The sequence below is a fragment of the Acinetobacter sp. BZX-2 genome, from assembly GCF_055179795.1.
This window is the reverse complement of record NZ_CM143686.1, coordinates 2,365,907-2,386,235: the sequence shown is the minus strand read 5'-3', so window position 1 is coordinate 2,386,235 and position 20,329 is coordinate 2,365,907. Positions and strand designations below refer to the sequence as shown.

General features: G+C 38.5%; 14 protein-coding genes and 1 pseudogene. 6 read left to right on the top strand and 9 right to left on the bottom strand.

Annotated features, from left to right (window positions below; translation table 11 throughout):
• Nucleotides 1-489: 489 nt before the first annotated feature.
• On the bottom strand, nt 490-1,380 hold the full coding sequence (locus tag ACY45D_RS11235; RefSeq protein WP_463106827.1) for a 3-hydroxyacyl-CoA dehydrogenase: 891 nt from the start codon (nt 1,378-1,380) through the stop codon (nt 490-492).
• Nucleotides 1,381-1,580: 200 nt separating this feature from the next.
• On the opposite strand from ACY45D_RS11235, the gene ACY45D_RS11230 reads away from it, so the two are divergent.
• Nucleotides 1,581-2,663 (top strand): AraC family transcriptional regulator, encoded by a 1,083-nt coding sequence (locus ACY45D_RS11230; RefSeq protein ID WP_463106826.1) that lies wholly within the window; start codon nt 1,581-1,583, stop codon nt 2,661-2,663.
• Between the two features lie 280 nt (nt 2,664-2,943).
• Here ACY45D_RS11230 and purD read toward each other — a convergent pair whose 3' ends face one another.
• The 7 genes and pseudogenes from purD to ACY45D_RS11195 form a co-directional block, all read right to left on the bottom strand.
• On the bottom strand, nt 2,944-4,227 hold the full coding sequence (purD, locus tag ACY45D_RS11225; protein WP_463106825.1) for a phosphoribosylamine--glycine ligase: 1,284 nt from the start codon (nt 4,225-4,227) through the stop codon (nt 2,944-2,946).
• Between the two features lie 159 nt (nt 4,228-4,386).
• A complete protein-coding gene (purH, locus tag ACY45D_RS11220) occupies nt 4,387-5,961 on the bottom strand; it encodes a bifunctional phosphoribosylaminoimidazolecarboxamide formyltransferase/IMP cyclohydrolase (protein WP_463106824.1) in 1,575 nt (524 codons plus the stop codon).
• A gap of 96 nt (nt 5,962-6,057) precedes the next feature.
• The gene (gene fis, locus ACY45D_RS11215; protein WP_001086304.1) at nt 6,058-6,327 is read right to left on the bottom strand and encodes a DNA-binding transcriptional regulator Fis; all 270 of its coding nucleotides are present in this window, start codon (nt 6,325-6,327) and stop codon (nt 6,058-6,060) included.
• A 371-nt stretch (nt 6,328-6,698) separates the two neighbouring features.
• Nucleotides 6,699-7,571 (bottom strand): zinc-ribbon and DUF3426 domain-containing protein, encoded by an 873-nt coding sequence (locus ACY45D_RS11210; protein WP_463106823.1) that lies wholly within the window; start codon nt 7,569-7,571, stop codon nt 6,699-6,701.
• Nucleotides 7,572-7,591: 20 nt separating this feature from the next.
• A complete protein-coding gene (gene prmA, locus ACY45D_RS11205) occupies nt 7,592-8,494 on the bottom strand; it encodes a 50S ribosomal protein L11 methyltransferase (protein ID WP_463106822.1) in 903 nt (300 codons plus the stop codon).
• Between the two features lie 118 nt (nt 8,495-8,612).
• Nucleotides 8,613-9,506: a bile acid:sodium symporter family protein gene (locus ACY45D_RS11200; RefSeq protein WP_463106821.1), complete on the bottom strand. Its 894-nt coding sequence runs from the start codon at nt 9,504-9,506 to the stop codon at nt 8,613-8,615.
• Nucleotides 9,507-9,969: 463 nt separating this feature from the next.
• Nucleotides 9,970-10,203: pseudogene (locus ACY45D_RS11195) on the bottom strand (hypothetical protein); the annotation flags it as partial.
• A 253-nt stretch (nt 10,204-10,456) separates the two neighbouring features.
• Here ACY45D_RS11195 and mnmG point away from each other — a divergent pair.
• From mnmG to ACY45D_RS11170, 5 genes are all read left to right on the top strand, one after another.
• Nucleotides 10,457-12,337 carry a tRNA uridine-5-carboxymethylaminomethyl(34) synthesis enzyme MnmG gene (mnmG, locus tag ACY45D_RS11190; protein WP_463106820.1) on the top strand — a complete coding sequence of 627 codons (1,881 nt, stop codon included), beginning with the start codon at nt 10,457-10,459 and terminating at the stop codon, nt 12,335-12,337.
• A gap of 145 nt (nt 12,338-12,482) precedes the next feature.
• Entirely contained in the window at nt 12,483-15,347 is a 2,865-nt protein-coding gene (locus ACY45D_RS11185; protein WP_463106819.1) for a type VI secretion system Vgr family protein, read from the top strand.
• 12 nt (nt 15,348-15,359) lie between these two features.
• Nucleotides 15,360-16,712, top strand: a complete 1,353-nt coding sequence (locus ACY45D_RS11180) for a hypothetical protein (RefSeq protein WP_463106818.1) — start codon at nt 15,360-15,362, stop codon at nt 16,710-16,712.
• A 26-nt stretch (nt 16,713-16,738) separates the two neighbouring features.
• On the top strand, nt 16,739-17,725 hold the full coding sequence (locus ACY45D_RS11175) for a PoNe immunity protein domain-containing protein (protein WP_463106817.1): 987 nt from the start codon (nt 16,739-16,741) through the stop codon (nt 17,723-17,725).
• A gap of 60 nt (nt 17,726-17,785) precedes the next feature.
• Entirely contained in the window at nt 17,786-18,763 is a 978-nt protein-coding gene (locus ACY45D_RS11170; RefSeq protein WP_463106816.1) for a PoNe immunity protein domain-containing protein, read from the top strand.
• Nucleotides 18,764-19,158: 395 nt separating this feature from the next.
• Here ACY45D_RS11170 and ACY45D_RS11165 read toward each other — a convergent pair whose 3' ends face one another.
• Entirely contained in the window at nt 19,159-20,154 is a 996-nt protein-coding gene (locus tag ACY45D_RS11165; protein ID WP_463106815.1) for a helix-turn-helix transcriptional regulator, read from the bottom strand.
• Between the last annotated feature and the right edge of the window lie 175 nt (nt 20,155-20,329).

The following is a 20,329-nucleotide window of genomic DNA, read 5'->3' as shown; positions in this document are numbered from 1 at the left end:
ATTGTGTTCTTTGATTTGTGGATTAGAGTCAGGTTGTAAAATTGGATTCTTCAACGATTCCCTAAAGATTTGTTTATCATATCAATAAAATTATCTTATATATAGTGAAAAGGTTTGAACGAATATTTAAAAAATAATCGATATAAATTTAATGTTTTTATTAAATTGATAAGTAAAACAATTGCTTTTGTTTAATATTAATGTGTATGTGGTTAATTTTTATACTTATTCTTTGCATATAAGTTTTTAAGGATTTATTATCTTATTTTTGAATATATAAGACCCGCTGTCGCTACTCCATCGCGTGCAGCAGAGCTAGCATTTGTACAAGTATTCGTGTGGTATTCAATATCTTTTGGATATTGAATACCATTTAAACTCAAAATTATCTTTCTAGCATTCACATATTTTATCGTATTATCGTAAATGTAACGCTTCCGACTGGATAAAATATCGTCATGAATGCGTGGATTGATAATTTAAATCAATTTACTGTAAGAATGTTTTTGATTCATATGCAGGATTTGGGTAACTATAAAATCCTTTACCTGTAGGCATACCTAAGTGGCCTTGATCAATAAATTCAGTTTGTAGTCTTTCTGCGATACGAGCCATAAGAGGGCTCGTATCAATATTCAATTTGGCAACATTGTAGACAGTGTTAATGCCAATGATATCTAGGATCGCAAAAGGGCCTTTTGGTGAACCGAAGGATTTCATCCAAGTTTTATCAATGGTTTCAGGATCTGAAACTTCTTTTACCCAAAGTTCCAGTGCAGAGATACAAAACGGGACTAACATTGAGTTAAGTAGATAGCCTGGCTGCTCTTTGTAGATCGGTAATGGCAACATATCAATTGCCTTGGCAAATTCGACTAGATCATCAAAGACTTCTCGATCTGTAGATGCATGTCCCATAATTTCTGCCATATTATTGACCCAAATCATATTGGCAAAATGCAGCGCTAAGAATTTTTCAGGTCTTCCTGTAAATTCTGCAAATTGACTCGGCAATAAAGTAGAGGTATTGGTTGCAAATACGGTTTTCTCAGGCGCGACTTGGCTGAGTTTTTGATAGAAGTTTTGTTTAATACTTGGGTCTTCAGGTACAGCTTCAATGACTAAATCCGCATCTTTTACTGCTTCTGCAAGATTAGAATCATAACTTAAATTGTTAAATGCATTGTCCAATTGTTCTTGGGTGGCATTCAAATCGCGTTTATAACATTCAGCTAATACAAAAAATTTTTCTTTGGCTTTATCAAGGATTTCATCATTGATATCGTAAACCGTGACTTTAAATCCATGAAAAGCAGTTTGAAAAGCAATTTGATAACCGAGTACACCACTGCCAGCTACAGTTACATTCTTGAAATGCATTGTATTTTCCTTATTTTATCCTTAATCAAAAATGAATCATTCCTTTTTTCACCGCATTTAATTTGCCGAATCCATACGTTTAATCTGCAAAATTTAAGATGTGGTTAAAATGTCCATTCATCCTATTGTGTCTTTGAATTTTTATGCTAACTTGACAGAATGAGTCTATTTCTTGACTTATTGAGACAAGGATTGTTTAAATGAATCAGGCAGATTCGATCGATTTTGTGAACCATAACAATACCCATGAAGACATGTTGCATAGTTCTGGCTTGCGTGGTTATGTCGAGGTTATGCAACAGTTAGACATTGATCCCATGCCTTTGTTGGAAAAGCATGGTATTCAAGCTTTGCAATTACAAGATGATAATGAATGGATTTCACACTATGCGGTGATTCAACTTTTGGAAGATAGTGCACAACGATCCAATTGTGCTGACCTCGGTTTACGAATTTCACGTTATCAGGATATTAGTATTTTGGGGGTGCTTGGATCAATTTTACAAAGTGCATCGACACTTCGTGACGTACTGAAGTACAGTTCTGATTTACTCTTCTTACATGGTTCTGCACCACGCTTATATTTTAATGAGCATGCAACTATAGATTTATTTAAGCATGATCATGATATTGTGGAAGTTATTTTTGATATTGAGTTAAAGCAAGCGACCAATATTTTAAGTAAACGCCAGTCTATGGATCTTGGGCTTGCGGTTTGCCATCGAGTGATGCGCTATCTCAGTGGAGATCATTATCAACTACTTAAAGTTACTTTGCCGCATAGTCCTATTGCATCTTTGAATGTCTATAAACGATTCTTTCAAGCAGAAGTGATTGCAGATCAACAACATGCAGCTTTGTATTTTCATAAAAAATTATTCGACACGGCATTGGGCAGTACAGATCATGGTTTACGTGAAATTGTAGAAAGCTATCTTGAACGGAATTTTCGCAGTCATCAGGGTTCAATCAGTGACCGAGTTCGTCATGCAATACGTATTAACTTATCGAGTCCAAAGGCCAATAAAACGGATATTGCATACATGTTGGCGATGCACCCAAGAAGTTTGCAACGCAAACTGCATGAAGAGGGTACAAGCTTTGAATTGATTAAAGACAAATTAAGACAACAATTACTTTTACAATATTTAGCAGATTCAAAAGCATCTATGAGTCAAATTGCATCAGTGCTTGGTTTTTCTGAGCAATCTGCGTTAAGCCGTGCATGTCAAAATTGGTTTGGAATGACGCCTAGACAATTACGAAAGGTCAGAAATGAATAGGCAAGTGTTTTTGTTTTCTAGATAAAATAATGTGTTATGAAAAAACCCGCATTGAGCTAATGTCAGTCAGTAAGCATAATTTTATTATTACTGATTAATAAATCTCCCCAAACCCTGAGCCATATATGGCGCAAGGCAAAAGGGGAACACTCGTGAATTCAATACGGTATTAAATCCAAGATACTCCCCCCTTTTTCAAAGGAGGGTTGGGGGAGGATTAAAAATGCTTAACTGATCAGTATTACGCATTGAGCGGGTTTTATTGGTGAAAATTAATTATTTAAGCATTTTCACGTGCAATCGCTCTATAACCAATATCTTTACGATATTGAACGCCATCAAAAGTTACTTTTTGACAAAGTTCTAAAGCTTTGGCTTGAGCTTCACCAATAGTATTGCCAAGAGCAGTTACGCAAAGTACACGACCACCAGCAGTGACGATTTCACCATTGGCATTGCTTGCTGTGCCTGCATGGAAAACTTTAGCATCAGTCATTTCTGTATCTAAACCCGAGATAACGTCATCTTTACTTGAAGTTTCAGGGTAGCCTTTAGACGCAAGTACGATACCTACAGTTTTACGCTCATCCCAATCTGCTTCAGCAGGAAGATTTCCAGCAATACCTGCTTCAACTAAATCAACTAAAGATGATTTTAAGCGCATCATAATCGGTTGAGTTTCAGGGTCTCCGAAACGACAGTTGAATTCGATGACACGCGGTTGACCTGTCTCATCAATCATCAAGCCCGCATATAAAAAGCCTGTATAGATATGACCATCAGCTTTCATACCATCCACTGTTGGACGCATTACCTGTTGCATGACTTTCTCAAAAACATCCGCAGTCACAACAGGCGCAGGGGAATACGCACCCATACCACCTGTGTTTGGACCTTGGTCACCTTCAAAGATACGCTTATGATCTTGCGACGTTGCCATTGGCAAAATGTTGTCACCATCAATCATACAAATGAAAGAGGCTTCTTCACCTGCAAGGAATTCTTCAATAACAACACGAGAACCTGCATCACCAAATTTGTTGCCTGCTAACATATCATCAATCGCATCAAATGCTTCTTGATTGGTCATGGCAACAATCACGCCTTTACCAGCAGCTAGGCCATCCGCTTTGATCACAATCGGTGCCCCATTTTTTTCAACAAAAGCTTTTGCAGCATCTACTTCAGTAAATACATCGTAGAACGCTGTTGGGATGTTATGACGTTTTAAGAAGTGCTTGGCAAATGCTTTAGACCCTTCAAGCTGTGCAGCAAATTGGGTTGGTCCCCAAATTTTAAGACCCGCTTCACGACATGCATCCACAACACCATTCACGAGTGGTGCTTCTGGGCCGACAATGATCAGATCAATGGCATTGTTTTGAGCAAAATCGATAATTGCAGGGTTATTTTGGATATCTAAAGCGACATTTTCACATTTATTTTCAGTTGCAGTGCCTGCATTACCAGGAGCAACAAAAATTTTAGTTACTTTTTCATCTTGCGCGATTTTCCATGCAAGTGCATGTTCACGACCACCACTACCCAATACTAAAATGTTCATCTTACTATCCTTTTTTAATCCCCCTTGCGAAGCGGTGCTTCTCACCCTTTGAAAAGGGAGGGAGGGGCATCACGAATTTAAAGAGCTCTTTGATTCATGACAAGTCCCCCTTTAAAAAGGGGGGATTTAGGGGGATTTTTGAATATGAATTATTGTAAATTAATGACGGAAATGACGCATGCCAGTAAAGACCATTGCAATACCTGCTTCATCAGCAGCAGCAATCGTTTCTTCATCACGCATTGAACCACCTGGTTGGATAATGCATTTAATGCCTGCTTTCGCTGCATTATCAATACCATCACGGAATGGGAAGAAAGCATCCGATGCCATAACAGCACCTTCAACGACTAGACCTGCATGTTCAGCTTTAATCGCTGCAATACGTGCTGAGTTGACACGGCTCATTTGACCTGCGCCTACGCCAATGGTTTGACGGCCTTTTGCATAGACAATCGCATTAGACTTCACGTATTTCGCAACTTTCCAAGCAAAGATCAAATCATCAATTTCTGCATCAGTTGGAGCGCGTTTGGTGACCACTTTAAGATCATCTTTGGTGATCATGCCTAAGTCTTGGTCTTGAACCAACAAACCACCATTGACACGCTTATAGTCGTATTGTGCAGCACGTTCATCAATGTTTGGTAATTCACCACAAACTAACACACGTACATTTTTCTTCGCACCAGTAACTTCAAGTACGCCTTCTGCAATGCTTGGTGCAATAATCACTTCAACGAATTGACGATCAACAATTGCTTGTGCAGTTGCAACATCTAACTCGCGGTTAAATGCGATGATGCCACCAAAAGCAGACTCAGGATCAGTCGCATAAGCAAGATCATAAGCAACTTGAATACCATCTAGAGAAACAGCAACACCACAAGGGTTTGCATGTTTAACAATAACACAGGCAGGTTTTGCAAATGATTTAACGCATTCTAGTGCTGCATCGGTATCAGCAATATTGTTATAAGAAAGTTCTTTACCTTGAAGTTGCTTCGCAGTTGAAACAGAAGCTTCAGTTGCTGTGCTTTCTACATAGAAGGCAGCAGATTGGTGAGGATTTTCCCCATAACGTAAATCTTGTACTTTATTCAGTTGCGTATTGAAAGTACGAGCAAACTTATCAGCTTGGCCTTCCTCTTTACCTACACGCGCACCTAAATATGAAGCGATCATGCCATCGTATTGCGCAGTGTGTTCAAAAGCTTTCACTGCTAAGTCAAAACGAGTCTCATAAGACAACGCCGCATTTGTTTTTAATTCATCGATAATCGTTGCATAGTCAGAAGCATTGACAACAATACCGACTGAAGCATGGTTTTTAGCAGCGGCACGAACCATTGTTGGCCCACCGATATCGATATTTTCGATCGCATCAGCCAGTGAACAGTTTGGTTTTGCGACAGTTGCTGCAAATGGATAAAGGTTAACAACAACTAAATCGATCGCATCGATGTTGTGTTCAGCCATAACAGCTTCGTCTAGACCACGACGAGCTAAGATACCACCATGAATTTTTGGATGTAGTGTTTTTACACGTCCGTCCATCATTTCAGGAAAACCTGTATGCTCTGAAACTTCAACTACGGATACATTGTTGTCTTTAAGCAACTTATATGTACCACCAGTAGATAAAATTTCTACCCCAAGAGCTACAAGGTTCTGGGCAAATTCAACGATCCCAGTTTTATCGGAAACAGAGATTAAAGCGCGTTTAATAGTCATGATCTTCATCAACAGTTTTTTAAGTCTAGAGATTTAAACAAATAGGCAAAACGTAGGTAAAAAAAATGCCCACGCAAGTCGTGAGCATTTTATCATTTATTCACTCATTAAACCGTGAGCTTTCAACTTTTTACGTAAAGTACCGCGGTTGAGTCCTAGAATCTCAGCGGCGCGAGTTTGGTTACCTCGCGTATATTCTAGAACTACAGATAAAAGAGGTTTCTCCATTTCTGCTAGCACCATGTCGTACACTTGTGATGGTTGTTCACCTTGCAATTGTGCAAAATAGTGACGAACTGCGCGATCTACGTGGATACGAAGAGCGACATCAGATTGTGCAGTAAAAATAGGAGATTTGCTATTCATGCGAGATAATCCGAAAAATCTATAATCACTTGGGTAAAGTGATCAATGTGGTCTAAAAAATACTGAGCTCCGTCTTAGATCCTAAAACGGTTGGCTCTAAAACAGAAACAATTAGCTTGCCACAGCTTACACAATTGAGCGAAAAATAAGCGTAACAATAGATTAATATTTGTTACGGAACGCCTCAAAACAAAAAACAGCCCTGATGCGCTGAATTTATTATAAAGCACATAAACAAGATTGTATTTTTTGTGAAAAATTGCGAGGAGTTTGTGGCACAAAGCTTTCGTGGCGCACATGATACCATTGTCTAAGAAAAAATGAGCAAGAAAACTACATTTTTTTTCATTTTTTTATAGATTTTTTCAATCTTAGGGATGAATTACTTCTAATTGGTATGCATCAAATGTATTTCTGGACGCTGTAACAACAAATTTAAAAGGGTAGGGGCTATTTTTTGGAATGCGTTTAATTCCAATCAAGCTTTCGATTAAATATTCATCCGGTGTAATGATATACGTTGTTACAACATTATCATGTGATTTAAGCAATACTTTTATGAGTGGTAATTCTAAACTTTTAGAATATTGGTTGGTCAGTTGACCTGTAAATTGAGTTTGTTGATTATCGATAACTTTTACTTTTAGTTTGCTAATCACAATATGTTTATAGCGCTGGTCAGCCGTATCACAACGTAGAATCGAACAGGTTTGTGTAAATATCCGATTGATTAAAGGATAGCGGTCAGTCAGGCTGGGGTTAAACCATACGATTTGAAACAGTAAGATAATCAGTAAGGCGAAATTAATCAGCCCCCAAGATGTATAGTAAATTTTGCTTTTAGGATTGATGCTTTGATTATCGGCATGATCAATGATGCCTTGCGCTAAATTTAAACTCGGAATGCTGTGAAGTGGCTCGTTATTAAAATAATTGAGATTATTTAAGTAGGTTCTGAGGTCAATGTTTGAGTTTTCTATTTTACGATCAAAAATATCTAAAAAATGTGTTTCAGCGTCATGGTCATGGTTCGATGTATTGATCATCTGTGGTGTTTGATCAATATGCTGTGGTGTGAGGGTTTTAATTTCTTCTACAGCTGGGGGGCTTTGTAAATGTAATAAAGCATTAAAGTTAGTCGAACATTTCGGACAACAAACCATACCCTGAGCAACAGTTAGTTGCGTAACTGATACTTTATAGATCGTTTCACAGTTTGGGCAGCGGGTTTGTTTGTCAGTCATAAAAACTTATTTTTCACAGATTAATACATATGACGTGATCCTGAAATTCGGCACCAATTTTCATCACGTTTTTCCACTTCTATTATATCAAAAAACTCAGAATAAACATTAGAAACATCAGTAACTTGCTCTTCAATTACGCCTGCGAGTGCGAACTCACCCTCAGATTTAATCAAAGTTGAGAATTCAGCCGCAAGTGCCATAAGTGGTCCTGCAAGTATATTTGCAACAAACACATCTGCTTTTTGGCCTGCAAGTTCTGTATTGAATTCTTCTGGAAGTCCAACATAGAGCTTATCGAGCACACCATTTAATTCAGCATTTTGTTTGGTCGCTAAAACAGCTTGTGGGTCGATATCTGTGGCATAAACTTTTCGAGCACCTAACAGCAGCGCAGCGACACCTAAAATGCCTGAACCACAACCGTAGTCGATGACAACTTTATCTTTAACATCAATTTTGCCTAGCCATTGTAAGCATAGAAATGTTGAAGCATGGTTACCTGTACCAAATGCTAAACCTGGATCGAGTTTAATATTGACCGCATCTGCTTCAGGTGCTTCCATCCATTCAGGAACAATCCAGTATTTTTCAGCAATTTGGATAGGCTCATAAGCATCCATCCAAGTACGTTCCCATGCTTGGTCTTCAAGAAATTCACTACGCATTGGTACTTCTGGCATTTGGGTGCGAATAAATGTTTCTAAAGCTTCAACATCAATGTGCTCATCATCTTCTTGTGCATAGATGCCAGTAACAATGACTTTATTCCAAAGTGGTGTTTCACCCGGAAGTGGTTCAAGCAAGTCTTGGTTTTCAGCATCATCGAGTGTAACGCTCACAGCGCCAAGAGAACTTAATAATGTTTCTGTAAAATCAACTTGAGCTTGTTCAACAGTAATATGAATTTGTAACCACTTCACGGCAAAGACCTAATGTATTTTCTTAAAAAAAGCTATTGTAGCCGAAACTCCATTGTCACGCCTTATGAAAATAAAAATGGATGGCTAAACCATCCATTTTAAAATGATTAATTCAGCATTATGTAGTGGGGTTCGGTGAGTTTTCTACGCTTGGTTCATTGCTTGCTAAACGAGAAATCAACATGCCAAAAATAGCTGCAAAGATGTACATGAAAATAGAATAAACAGCAGCAGGCATCGCCACTGTACTATTTGCAATGACAGTCAGTGCGATTGTCATTGCCAGTGTACTGTTATGAATACCAATTTCAAAAGCACATGCACGTGCTTGGGCACTATTAATACCAAGGAGTCTTGGAACAAAATAACCAATCAGCAAACTACAAATACAGAAGATCACTGTAGCTAAACCGACCTGCGCTAAATACTCCAAAATATGGGCACGCTCTTTGGCAATCGCACCAATAATAATCAAGACTAAAAAGACCACAGAGAAAATACGTAAGGGCTTATTCAGCTTCTCTGTAAAAGAGGGCGCATAGTGGCGAATGAGCATACCAATACACACAGGAACTAAAATAATGGCAAAAACCTGTAGGATTTTCCCGAATTGCATACTGATCTGCTGGCCATCATTCATAAAGTGCTGAATAGCGAAATTCACAATTAAAGGCAGGGTAAAAGCTGCAATGATCGAATTAATTGCCGTGAGGGTAATATTGAGTGCAATATCCCCTTTAAATAAATAGCTAAATAAATTTGCAGTACTTCCTCCTGGTGATGCTGCCAAGAGCATTAGACCGACTGCAAGTAGAGGAGGCAAAGCAAGGACTTTACAGATAATAAAGGCAATTCCCACTAAAAGTACCAATTGGCAAAATAAAGCAATCAGTACAGCTTTGGGGTGTTTTGAAACACGTGCAAAATCTTTTGGCGTTAATTCTAAGCCCAAACCCATCATAATAATGGCCAGTGCTAGCGGTAACATTATAGTAATAATTCCCGAATCCATCTTTTTGTACACTCCATGTCATTGTTTTTAAAATATCTATTTTCTTTGAGTGTAATTGATAATCTTTATTTTTAAAAATGAATTTTTGATTAATTAAAATATATTAAATATTAGTAACTTATATTTGTGTATAAGATATTTCAATACCCAAAAGTAAAGAGATCGGACAATAAAAAAGTGGCTGACATTCTCGTCAACCACTTTTTGTTTTCTACATCTATATGCTATTTCAACATCGTTGAAATAGACTTTTTATCGCTTATAACTGTTGAATATTACAGTGATTGCATTATTGCGCTTGGATAGGCGCTTCAGCAGGTTGACTTTCACTTGGTTGTTCAGTTGCTTGAGGTGCTTCATTGACAGGAGCAGCCATTGGTTCAGCAGCAGGTGCAGATTGTATCGTTGCGCTATTTGTCGTTGCTTCTGCACTCGGTGCATTCATCGCGCTAGCGCCAGCAGGTGGTGCAGGGAACGTGAATTGCAATTTACCTTCTGCATTTGGTTCACAAGTACCGTTAAAAGTAACACCTTTGTTGGCATATACCACCCAGTCGCCTTGCTTTTTCTTGCTACAAATTTGAATCTGTTTTTTAACTTCAGCTTTGCTGGCATTTTCTTCTGCCGCATGAGCGAATGAAAAAGTCACAAAACTGAGTAAGGTCGTTGCAATCACTTTAGACATCGTGTTTTTCATGATGATATTCCTTTTATTAAAAAGTGTGGATTTAATCGCTAAAAAGAGATTGAATCATTGCCAGTTCGGTATTTATCCTAGAGAAGTTTTTGATTAAATTAAATTTCATTTATGGGGGAATCATGAAACAAAGTGTCAAGTTGTGTAAGATGTATTGTTATCCTGTATAAATAAAATTTGTAAAACGAGCTAAAATAAAAAACAAAATTTTGCTATAATTTTCTGTCATTTTATTTATCTCTCAATTATCACTATGCATTATCCTAAAGTTTACGATGTCATTGTTATTGGTGGCGGTCACGCAGGTACGGAAGCGGCGTTGGCTGCAGCACGTATGGGTCGACAGACTTTACTCCTAACTCATAACATTGAGACTTTAGGGCAGATGAGCTGTAACCCAGCAATTGGTGGTATTGGAAAATCACATCTTGTCCGTGAAATTGATGCACTAGGTGGTGCAATGGCTTTGGCTGCCGATAAAGGTGGTATTCAATTCCGTATTCTCAATTCACGTAAAGGTGCTGCGGTTCGTGCAACACGTGCTCAGGCCGATCGTGTTCGTTTTAAAGCAGCAATTCGTCATACCCTAGAAAATCAAGCCAATTTAGACATTTTCCAACAATCAGCAGATGACTTAATTGTTGAAGGTGATACCGTTAAAGGCGTCGTGACTCAAATGGGTATCCGTTTTGATGCGAAAACGGTTGTATTAACCACAGGGACATTCCTTGGTGGTGTGATCCATGTTGGTTTAAATAATTCTTCAGGTGGTCGTGCAGGTGATCCACCTTCAATTTCGTTGGCTGCGCGTCTTCGTGAATTGAATTTACCAGTAGGTCGTTTAAAAACAGGTACGCCGCCACGTATTGATGCACGTTCAGTTGATTTCTCAGTGATGACACCACAGCCGGGTGATTTCCCATCTCCGACGATGTCATTCATGGGCGATGCATCTATGCATCCTGAGCAAGTGAATTGTTACATCACCCATACCAATGAACGTACCCATGACATTATTCGTGGTGGCTTAGATCGTTCACCCATGTACACAGGTGTCATCGAAGGCGTTGGCCCACGTTATTGCCCATCGATTGAAGACAAAATTCATAAATTTGCAGATAAAAATTCACATCAAGTCTTCTTAGAGCCTGAAGGTTTGGATACCCATGAGCTTTATCCAAATGGTATTTCAACATCACTGCCATTTGATGTTCAATTTGAATTGGTTCGTTCAATTCGTGGTATGGAAAATGCGCACATCCTTCGTCCGGGTTATGCGATTGAATATGACTATTTCAATCCACAAGCATTGAAATTCTCTTTAGAAACCAAAGCGATCAGTAACTTATATTTTGCAGGTCAAATTAATGGTACGACGGGTTATGAAGAAGCAGGCGCGCAAGGTTTACTTGCTGGTCTGAACGCTGCTCGCCGTGCGTGGGATCAAGAACAATGGACACCAAAACGTGATGAAGCGTATATGGGCGTGCTAGTCGATGACTTGATTACATTAGGCACAAAAGAACCGTACCGTATGTTTACCTCACGTGCAGAATATCGTTTGATGTTGCGTGAAGACAATGCGGATCAGCGTTTGACACCAATTGGTCGTGAAATGGGCTTAGTGGATGATGCGCGTTGGACGAACTACTGTGAAAAAATGGAAGCAGTAGAGAAAGAAACAGGTCGTTTACAGCATCTTTGGGCTGCACCGAACAATCCATTGGGTAAAAAATTCGTTGATTTGACAGGTGATGACTTGTCTAAAGAAACCAATGCAATTGATTTGTTGAAACGTCCGAATATCAATTTCTCGCAAATTGCTGAAATTACAGGTTCTGAAGTGTCTGCATTTGTCGGTGAGCAAATTGAAATTGCGGTGAAATATGCAGGCTATATTAACCGTCAGCAAGAAGATGTGGCTCAAATGAAGCGTTTGGAAGAAACACGTATTCCTGCTGATTTTGATTATGATATTGTTTCAGGTTTATCTCGTGAAATTAATTTGAAATTGAAAGATGTACGTCCTGAAACTTTGGCGCAAGCAGGTCGTATTCCGGGTGTAACGCCTGCTGCGGTTCAATTGGTGATGATTACGATTCGTAAGAATAATCAAGCGAAAAAATCTGCTTAACGTTTTATTCAAAAATTAAAGTTGTAAAAAACCCGCCGAGAGCGGGTTTTTTTAATGCTGTTTTGTAATTTATAATATGGTTTAATTTGCATTATTTAATTTAAAATGCATAATAATTCTCAATATTAAATATAAATAACAAATTATGTCTCAAAATATCTACACCGCGTTAGAACGCATTGGACTCAGCGCCCAAAAACGTGCCATACACCTACAACTGAGTAATGATAACTTAAACCAACAAGTCCTTTTACAACACATCGAAGGCACACATCAGCTTAATACAGGCATAAAACTACAACTCATCTGCCTATCGACCAACGATAAAATTCCCTTAAAACAATTCATTGCCAGCCAAGCCGCCATCGACATCGTCACAGATCGATCAGACCTGACACGTATTTCAGGTATTGTTACCCAAGCTGAAATTGGCGCGAGTGATGGCGCACTGACAATTTACCGCCTCACGGTTGAAGACCCAACCGCACTGTGGAAACACCGAACAAATTCACGCGTGTTTATGAATAAAACCGCGATCGAAGTCATCCAAATCCTGTTCAAAGAATGGCAAACACAAAGCCCGTTATTCGCTTCAAGTTTAAGTCTAGATCTCAGTGGATTAACCCAAGATTACGCTGTACGTCCCTTTATCATGCAATACAACGAACGAGATGAAACATTCATTCAAAGGATACTTGCTGAGGAAGGTGTAAGCACATTAATAGACGAGGGCCAACTTAGCGTACCCCATTCAAAACACCCGATACAAGCACAAAAACTCAGACTGATTGACAATAACAACCAATACAAATCCCTAGAACGTCGCAACATCCGTTTTCACCGCAGCAGTGCCGTGGAACACACAGACAGCATCACACACTTTGCAGGACAACGCACGCTCCAACCCACCGCAGTCCATCTACAACGCTGGCAAGCTGAACTCCTCGACACCGAAGAAGGTGCAGGCTCAGTACTCAGCCACCATCAACACAGTGATAACCAAGACAACAGCCGACTCTCCCTTGAACACGCATGGTATTACAGTCCAGCATGGATACCTGACCTCAATGGAGACGATGGCGTAAGCCGAGCAGGCAACCGCCAACTCGAAAAATTCAACAACAACCTCAGCCAATACTACAATTCACAAGCCAAACAATTTACAGCACACTCCACAGTCCGAGATGCCCACGTTGGATACTGGTTCGAATTCACCGAACACCCAGAAATACAACAACATACAGATGCAGACAAACAATTCCTGATCACCGCCAAAAGCTTCTACAACCAAAACAACTTACCCAAAGACCTCAATCAACAAGTCAATCGTTTGCTGAAACAAAGCCAATGGCAAAGCAATAATCAAAACAACCATCCAAACAATAATAATGACAAAACAAACAACGACGAACGCCAAGCCAATACCTTGACCCTACAACGACGTCACATCCCCACAGTTCCAGAATACCATCCACAACAACGTCCAGTCGCACATCCACAACGCGCCAGAGTGGTGGGTCCCAGTGATGAAGAAATCCATGTCGATGAATGGGGGCGCATCAAAGTCCGCTTTCTGTTTACCCGCAACCAAGACCACCAACATGCAGCTGGTGCAGGTAGCAACAACAACGATACCGACTCGGCTTGGATTGATGTACTGACCCCATGGGCAGGCGATGGCTACGGGGCAAGATTCCTCCCCCGTATAAATGAAATCGTGGTGATCGACTTCTTTGAAGGTGATATCGATCGACCCTTTGTCACAGGACGCATCCACGAAGGACAACGCCAACCGACTAAATTTGACAACCTTGGCAAACTTCCCGCAACCAAAAAACTGGCAGGGATTAAAAGCAAAGAATACCAAGGCACAGGCTACAACCAACTGCGCTTTGACGACACAAAAGGACAAATCAGCACCCAACTCCACAGCAGCCATGGTGCCAGCCAACTCAACCTTGGTAAGTTAAGTCATCCCAAAGCCCAAGCAGAAAGTGACGACCGAGGCGAAGGCTTTGAACTAAGAACAGACCAATGGGGTGCAGTACGAGCAGGACAGGGCTTACTGATCACTACCGATGCACAACAGCAGGCTCAAGGCGACCACCTCGATGCCACACAGGCCAAGCAACAACTTGAACATAGCCAAAGCAACACCAAGGCACTGAGTGATCTTGCCAAGAACCAACAAACCGATGAAATAGAATCAATCGAGCAACTCAAAGCCTTTGCAGAACAGATAGAAGACAAGATAGCCAAATTTAACAAAGCATTATTACTACTTGATTCACCTGATGGTATCGCACTCACAACACAAGAAGATATTCACCTTTCTGCAGCGGGTCAGATTAACCATTATGCAGGTGATAGTATGAATGTCAGCACGCAGAATAACTATATTGTGCATGCATTGAACAAAATGAGCATGTTTGCAATACAGGATGTTAAGTGGGTTGCAGCACAAGGTAAATTCAGTATTCATGTGCAATCGAAAGGGATGGAGATTTTAGCCAAGGAAAATATTCAAATTAGTTCTGTAGATGGTCAGGTTGTGATTAGTGCGCCGAAAGGAATAAGAATTAAATCTCAAATTGCAGAAATTGTTTTAGATGAAGCAGGGATTTTATTCGCAACGAGTCATGTGTTGGAGAATAGAGCGGGGCAGCATGTGTTTAAGGAGGGAGATCAGGTTACGTATAGTTTACCGCCTTTAGGAGAGTTTAAGAATTTCCTTGAACTGCATTATCACTGGCCAACACTTGAACCAATGAAGGGTGCACCTTACTTGGTTATATTTGAGAAAGGACAGGAATTTAAGGGGCATTTAGATGATAACGGTTTTGCAAAAATGCCAAATGTTCCATCGGGTGAGTCTTATACAGTTTGGTATGGAGAGGATCAACGAGAAGTTGAAATAGATGTTCTTAAAGAAAACAATTTAGAAAATTTTACAAGTCAAGATGAGCTAGAGCTTGAAGAATTATTAAAAGATTGGAATATTGAAAATTAAAATAGGTTATATATGGTTGATTTTAATAAAGATGATGTGGCACTTATTACACAAGCAATCGCAATCGGTTTTTCGCCAGCTGGCGTAGCCCTTGATGTCGCAGACTTAGCTAGAGCTTCGTACAATTTGTATCAAGAAAAAACAGATGATCATTATTTTGAAGTAATTTTATGCATTATTGGCTTTATTCCTGGGCCAGGAGATGGCGTCAAAGCAGGTCTAAGAATAGTGAATCGGAGACCTGAAATACTCTTTGAGCTTATTCGCTTTATCATGGCACATTGTAAAATCTATGGTGACCCAGAAAAATGGTTGAGTGCAGTCGTCAGTGATAAAACAATAAGAGCGCTAATTCAAAGTGCTAAGCGAGAAGCTTTGACTGCATCCAATAAAAATATTGACAATAAATGGGCGAAATATTGGATTAATCAAAGTATCGAAATTACATTTAATTTTATCGAAACTTCAGTTTCATCGTTGATACAGTTACTTGCAAGAAAGATTTTGCATTGGAAAACAAAAGTACCTAAAACCTCCGCAATGCATGGTGGAAATAACGCTAGAGGCGGAAGAGGGTATGAAAATCGCACTGCAAATAAAACCACCTACGATGGTAAAACTGGACAAAATGGAAATGGACAAGGCAATAAAGGGCGGAGCTTATCAAAAGCAGATCTTTCAAAAGTTTTAACGAATTTAGAGGTTGGTGGTGTGGGTGAACATATGGCAGATTATTGGGTTGCTAAACAGCTAGCTGTATTTGCAGTTCATGATTCTGGACAACAACTGCCACAAAAACTACAGCGGATTATGACGAGGCTACATATTGGTGTAAATGATCAAGGGATTGATGCGATATGGAAATCGGATAAGAAAGATATTGGCATAATGAATACCAAGACTTATGCGATTATTGAAGCTAAAGCGAGTCTAAGTATGGGCGTTGGTAAAGGGCCAGGGTCTTTGCTGAATGATTTAAATGCAAGCCGTGACAAAGCAGCTCAAGATGCAGAAAATAAAAATGCAGCTAAAACAAAGAGAAAACCCGTTAAATTAAAACCGCAAAGAAAATACTTAATTGATCAACAGATGAGTGATGAATGGGTAAAACATCGTTTGCGTAAAACCCCCTTAGTTATTGCAGCAGGCTTTACTAAACATTTGCTTTATTATAATTATGCGCATCCTGAAACGGTTGAACATCTCAATGCTTTGGCATTGTCTATCCAAAATGCTCAACCTGTTAACCATCGAGATCATTTAAATGAACATACACCTTCTAACTTTTGGGGTGCTGCAAAAATAGATGAGGCTTTAAAAAATCGCGTTACTCGGGCAAATATTAAAAATGGTCATACCAAATAAAGATTTACTTAGATAAGGAATAAATAATGTCAAATTTTACAGAACAACGTAGACAGCAATTTCTAACAGAAGAATATTATGTTAATGCGTTAAAACATTATAATGAAAGTATTGATTTATTTATTGAAAGTGATGCCTTTGAAGATGATCAATATAATTGTGGTGAAGCAAGCCGTTGGAGTCTAATAACAGCTACTGACTTGGATATTTTATATTTGAAATATACTGCTGGACAACCTATAGAGGAAATGATTCCATTATTTGAAAAGGTGGTTGAAGACTATGAAAAGCAAGCAGAGGCATTGGCAATTTTTAATCAATCTAAAAAGCCTTCAATTATAGGTGTCATAGGGCAAATACTTTCTATTATAGGTTTAGCCTATTTATTAGATCGCAGAGATTTATTACCACGGATAATTACACTTATCAATGGAGAAAATGGTGGAACATTAGTTGAAGATGCAATTACATCACGCTTTTTAAGGTTTAATGATTCAAATCATCCTGTTATAGCGGTTGGAGATGAAGCATTATATAACCCTGCCTACCATTTAGATTGGTGTAGAGTGATAGACAATAATAATGATGAAAATAAGAAGAATGCAATTACATATCTAGATGAATATTTGTCTGATTGGTATCAGATGAATAAATATGAACTTTGGTATAACAGTCATTTAGACTTAGAAAGTGGTATTTCATATGCAGGATATTGGGCATTTGAGGCTGCTGCATTGGTTTATTTATTAGATTTAGAGGATAGCGCATTACATAAGTATTTATTTTATCCAAAAGATATAGTTCAGTGGGCACGAAGCCAAAAACCAAGTCATGATCCAAATCTAGATACCCAACAGTACAGTATTGCCGCAGGAGAAATCTGTCCACGATCAGGCTATTGGTTTACTGTAGCGAAGGAAAATTCACGTCAATATTTTAATAAAGGCGATGTATTCCCGAACTTCAAAAATAATTGGGGTATGGTGTATTGGCAGTTTAGTGGTGAGGAATAGTTTATTTTTAAAGGCTCATATTTATATGGGTCTTTTAATTTTTTGATTTAGAGAAAAATAATGAATTTTACAGAACAACGTAGACAGCAATTTGTAACAGAAGAATATTATCAAAATGCACATGATTTTTACATTGAGGACATTGATTTTTGGAAAGAAAGTGATGCTTTTGAGGATGATCAATATAATTGTGGCGAGGATCGGCGTTGGACCCTTATCACTAATGATTATTTGTTTTTACTTTATCTTTCATATACGGCTGGACAAGCAATAGAGGAAATGATTGCCTTATTTGAAAAAATGATTGAAGGATATGAAAAACAAGCTGAGGCATTGGCAATTTTTAAACAATCAGAAAAGCCATCTGTGATAGCGACCCAATCAGCTACATTGAATATATTAGGTTTGGCTTTTTTATTAAATAGGGATGATCTCTTTGAACGTATACATCAATTGGTCAATGGTGAAGGCGAAAGATATTCAGGTGAAGATGAAATTATAAATAAATTTTTTAAGCTGAATGATCCAAAACATCCGACTATAAACGAAGGTAATTTGTTTTCTTTAACCTATTCATCATTATGCGATGTGATAGACAATGTTTTAATTAAGAAAAATAAAGATCGTGCTTTAGAACATTTAGATGAATATTTATCTGATTGGTATCAAATGAATAAACATGAACTTTGGTATAACAGTCATTTAGATTTAGAAAATAGTTTTGGGTATTCAGGTTATTGGGCATTTGAAGCAGCCGCACTGGTTTATTTATTAGATTTGGATGATAGCGCATTACATAAATATTTGTTTTACCCAAAAGATATAGTTCAGTGGGCACGAAGCCAAAAACCAAGTCATGATCCAAGGCTAGACACTCAACAGTACAGTATTGCAGCAGGAGAAATCTGCCCACGATCAGGTTATTGGTTTACGGTAGCGAAGGAAAATTCACGTCAATATTTTAATAAAGGCGATGTATTCCCAAACTTCAAAAATAATTGGGGTATGGTGTATTGGCAGTTTAGTGGCGAGGAATAATTTTAAATAAATGTAGAACGTATTCAATATTGAATAACAATATCAAAATAATTCCTAAACAGAATTTAAGAAAAACGATACTGAATTGCTTATTTCACAACATCATTTTTATCAGCTAAATTAAATTTACATTCAAAACAAGAGGTAAACGAGTATGACAAAGAAATCGATACGTTATAACACGGGTGAGCTTGCATGTGCGATGTCACGATAGTTCACCATTCTCCAATTAAGAATTGATGTTGTATTGGTGTGGACATACAACATCAATGATTTGAATCAGCAATAAAACAATCAGTAAAAGTAAATAAAACAAAAATGACCAAACTATAGAGCCGTTAAGGCTCTTTTTTTATAGATTTAAAAGCAAGTGAGTCATTTAGATAAGTACTTAATTACTCAATCTCATGCACTGCATTAAATACTTCAACAGGTTCGATACGGACTAATTTTTTACCAAAACTTCTGAGCCACCAAACCAATTGTGAGGTAAAAGGAACAACCGCACTAATTTGATAAAGTTGATCATTCAGCGCTTCAACTTTTTGCTCTTTACTCAGCTGGCTTTCAGTAAAGTATTGTGCATCATCTTCGTGCATGATGAGTTTTAACTCTACATTCTCTGTTGGTTTTGAAAAATCAACGCGGAAACCTAAAGCACCAGAGTCGATATAGGTATCAATATCAAAATCAACAGGATGCAACGCACGTGTATCTAAAACTGTTGCTGATTTAAAACGATGCAAAGCGAAAGTTTGTACGTCAGATTTATCATGGCGCGTGCAAATCAAGTAAATAATTGCACCTTTTTGAACTAAGCCGAGTGGATTGAGCAAATAGGTTTTGTCTTCACCTAAGTGTCCACGAGAACGGTAAATACATTCAATTTGTTTGTCTTGTAACAGACCTTCATAAATCGCTTGTTGTGCATGGCGCTCAACCAAAGGCGGAATTACAGGTTGTGTTGCAGGGACGATGCGTACACGATTAATCCATTGTCGAACATTATTTTGGGTCGATAAGCTACGTTTCGCCAAATCAAACCAAGGATTCATTTCATCAATCAGGCTAGGTGGTAGCAAATGTTTAAGATGTTCTTCAACCATCATAAAGGTCACCGCTTGCGAACTGGTCATGTGCGGTAAGCTTTGAATCGGTGCATCTGAGCGCCAGCGCCAGCCTTGCGGAACTGTTTTATTACTTTCAATAGGGAAGCGTTGCGCAATTTGGTTTAAGTCACGTTGAATCGTTCTTAAACTAATCTCAATACCTTCACGTTCTAATACTTCTTGTAACTCACGTGTGCCCATCCATTTTCCAGTGGATAGGCGGGAAAGGATTTGCCATTGGCGATATAGGCTATTTGACGTTTCTTTTTCTTGTGCAGGCATGTTGGATATCAATAAAATCGTGAATGTTTATGGGAGCAGAACCTATAACACAATAGAAAATTACGGCACATTTCGCAAGTTATATCCTAAAAAAAGTGTTTAAGTATTGATAATGAAAATAAAAATATGGGTTCAGAATTTATATTTGTTTCATCAATCATCATACGATAGACAA

What these genes read in the sequence shown, in the direction of transcription:
- ACY45D_RS11235 (WP_463106827.1), bottom strand. Translation starts at nt 1,380, where the DNA reads ATGCATTTCAAGAATGTAACTGTAGCTGGCAGTGGTGTACTCGGTTAT.
- ACY45D_RS11230 (WP_463106826.1), top strand. Translation starts at nt 1,581, where the DNA reads ATGAATCAGGCAGATTCGATCGATTTTGTGAACCATAACAATACCCAT.
- purD (WP_463106825.1), bottom strand. Translation starts at nt 4,227, where the DNA reads ATGAACATTTTAGTATTGGGTAGTGGTGGTCGTGAACATGCACTTGCA.
- purH (WP_463106824.1), bottom strand. Translation starts at nt 5,961, where the DNA reads ATGACTATTAAACGCGCTTTAATCTCTGTTTCCGATAAAACTGGGATC.
- fis (WP_001086304.1), bottom strand. Translation starts at nt 6,327, where the DNA reads ATGAATAGCAAATCTCCTATTTTTACTGCACAATCTGATGTCGCTCTT.
- ACY45D_RS11210 (WP_463106823.1), bottom strand. Translation starts at nt 7,571, where the DNA reads ATGACTGACAAACAAACCCGCTGCCCAAACTGTGAAACGATCTATAAA.
- ACY45D_RS11200 (WP_463106821.1), bottom strand. Translation starts at nt 9,506, where the DNA reads ATGGATTCGGGAATTATTACTATAATGTTACCGCTAGCACTGGCCATT.
- mnmG (WP_463106820.1), top strand. Translation starts at nt 10,457, where the DNA reads ATGCATTATCCTAAAGTTTACGATGTCATTGTTATTGGTGGCGGTCAC.
- ACY45D_RS11185 (WP_463106819.1), top strand. Translation starts at nt 12,483, where the DNA reads ATGTCTCAAAATATCTACACCGCGTTAGAACGCATTGGACTCAGCGCC.
- ACY45D_RS11180 (WP_463106818.1), top strand. Translation starts at nt 15,360, where the DNA reads ATGGTTGATTTTAATAAAGATGATGTGGCACTTATTACACAAGCAATC.
- ACY45D_RS11175 (WP_463106817.1), top strand. Translation starts at nt 16,739, where the DNA reads ATGTCAAATTTTACAGAACAACGTAGACAGCAATTTCTAACAGAAGAA.
- ACY45D_RS11170 (WP_463106816.1), top strand. Translation starts at nt 17,786, where the DNA reads ATGAATTTTACAGAACAACGTAGACAGCAATTTGTAACAGAAGAATAT.
- ACY45D_RS11165 (WP_463106815.1), bottom strand. Translation starts at nt 20,154, where the DNA reads ATGCCTGCACAAGAAAAAGAAACGTCAAATAGCCTATATCGCCAATGG.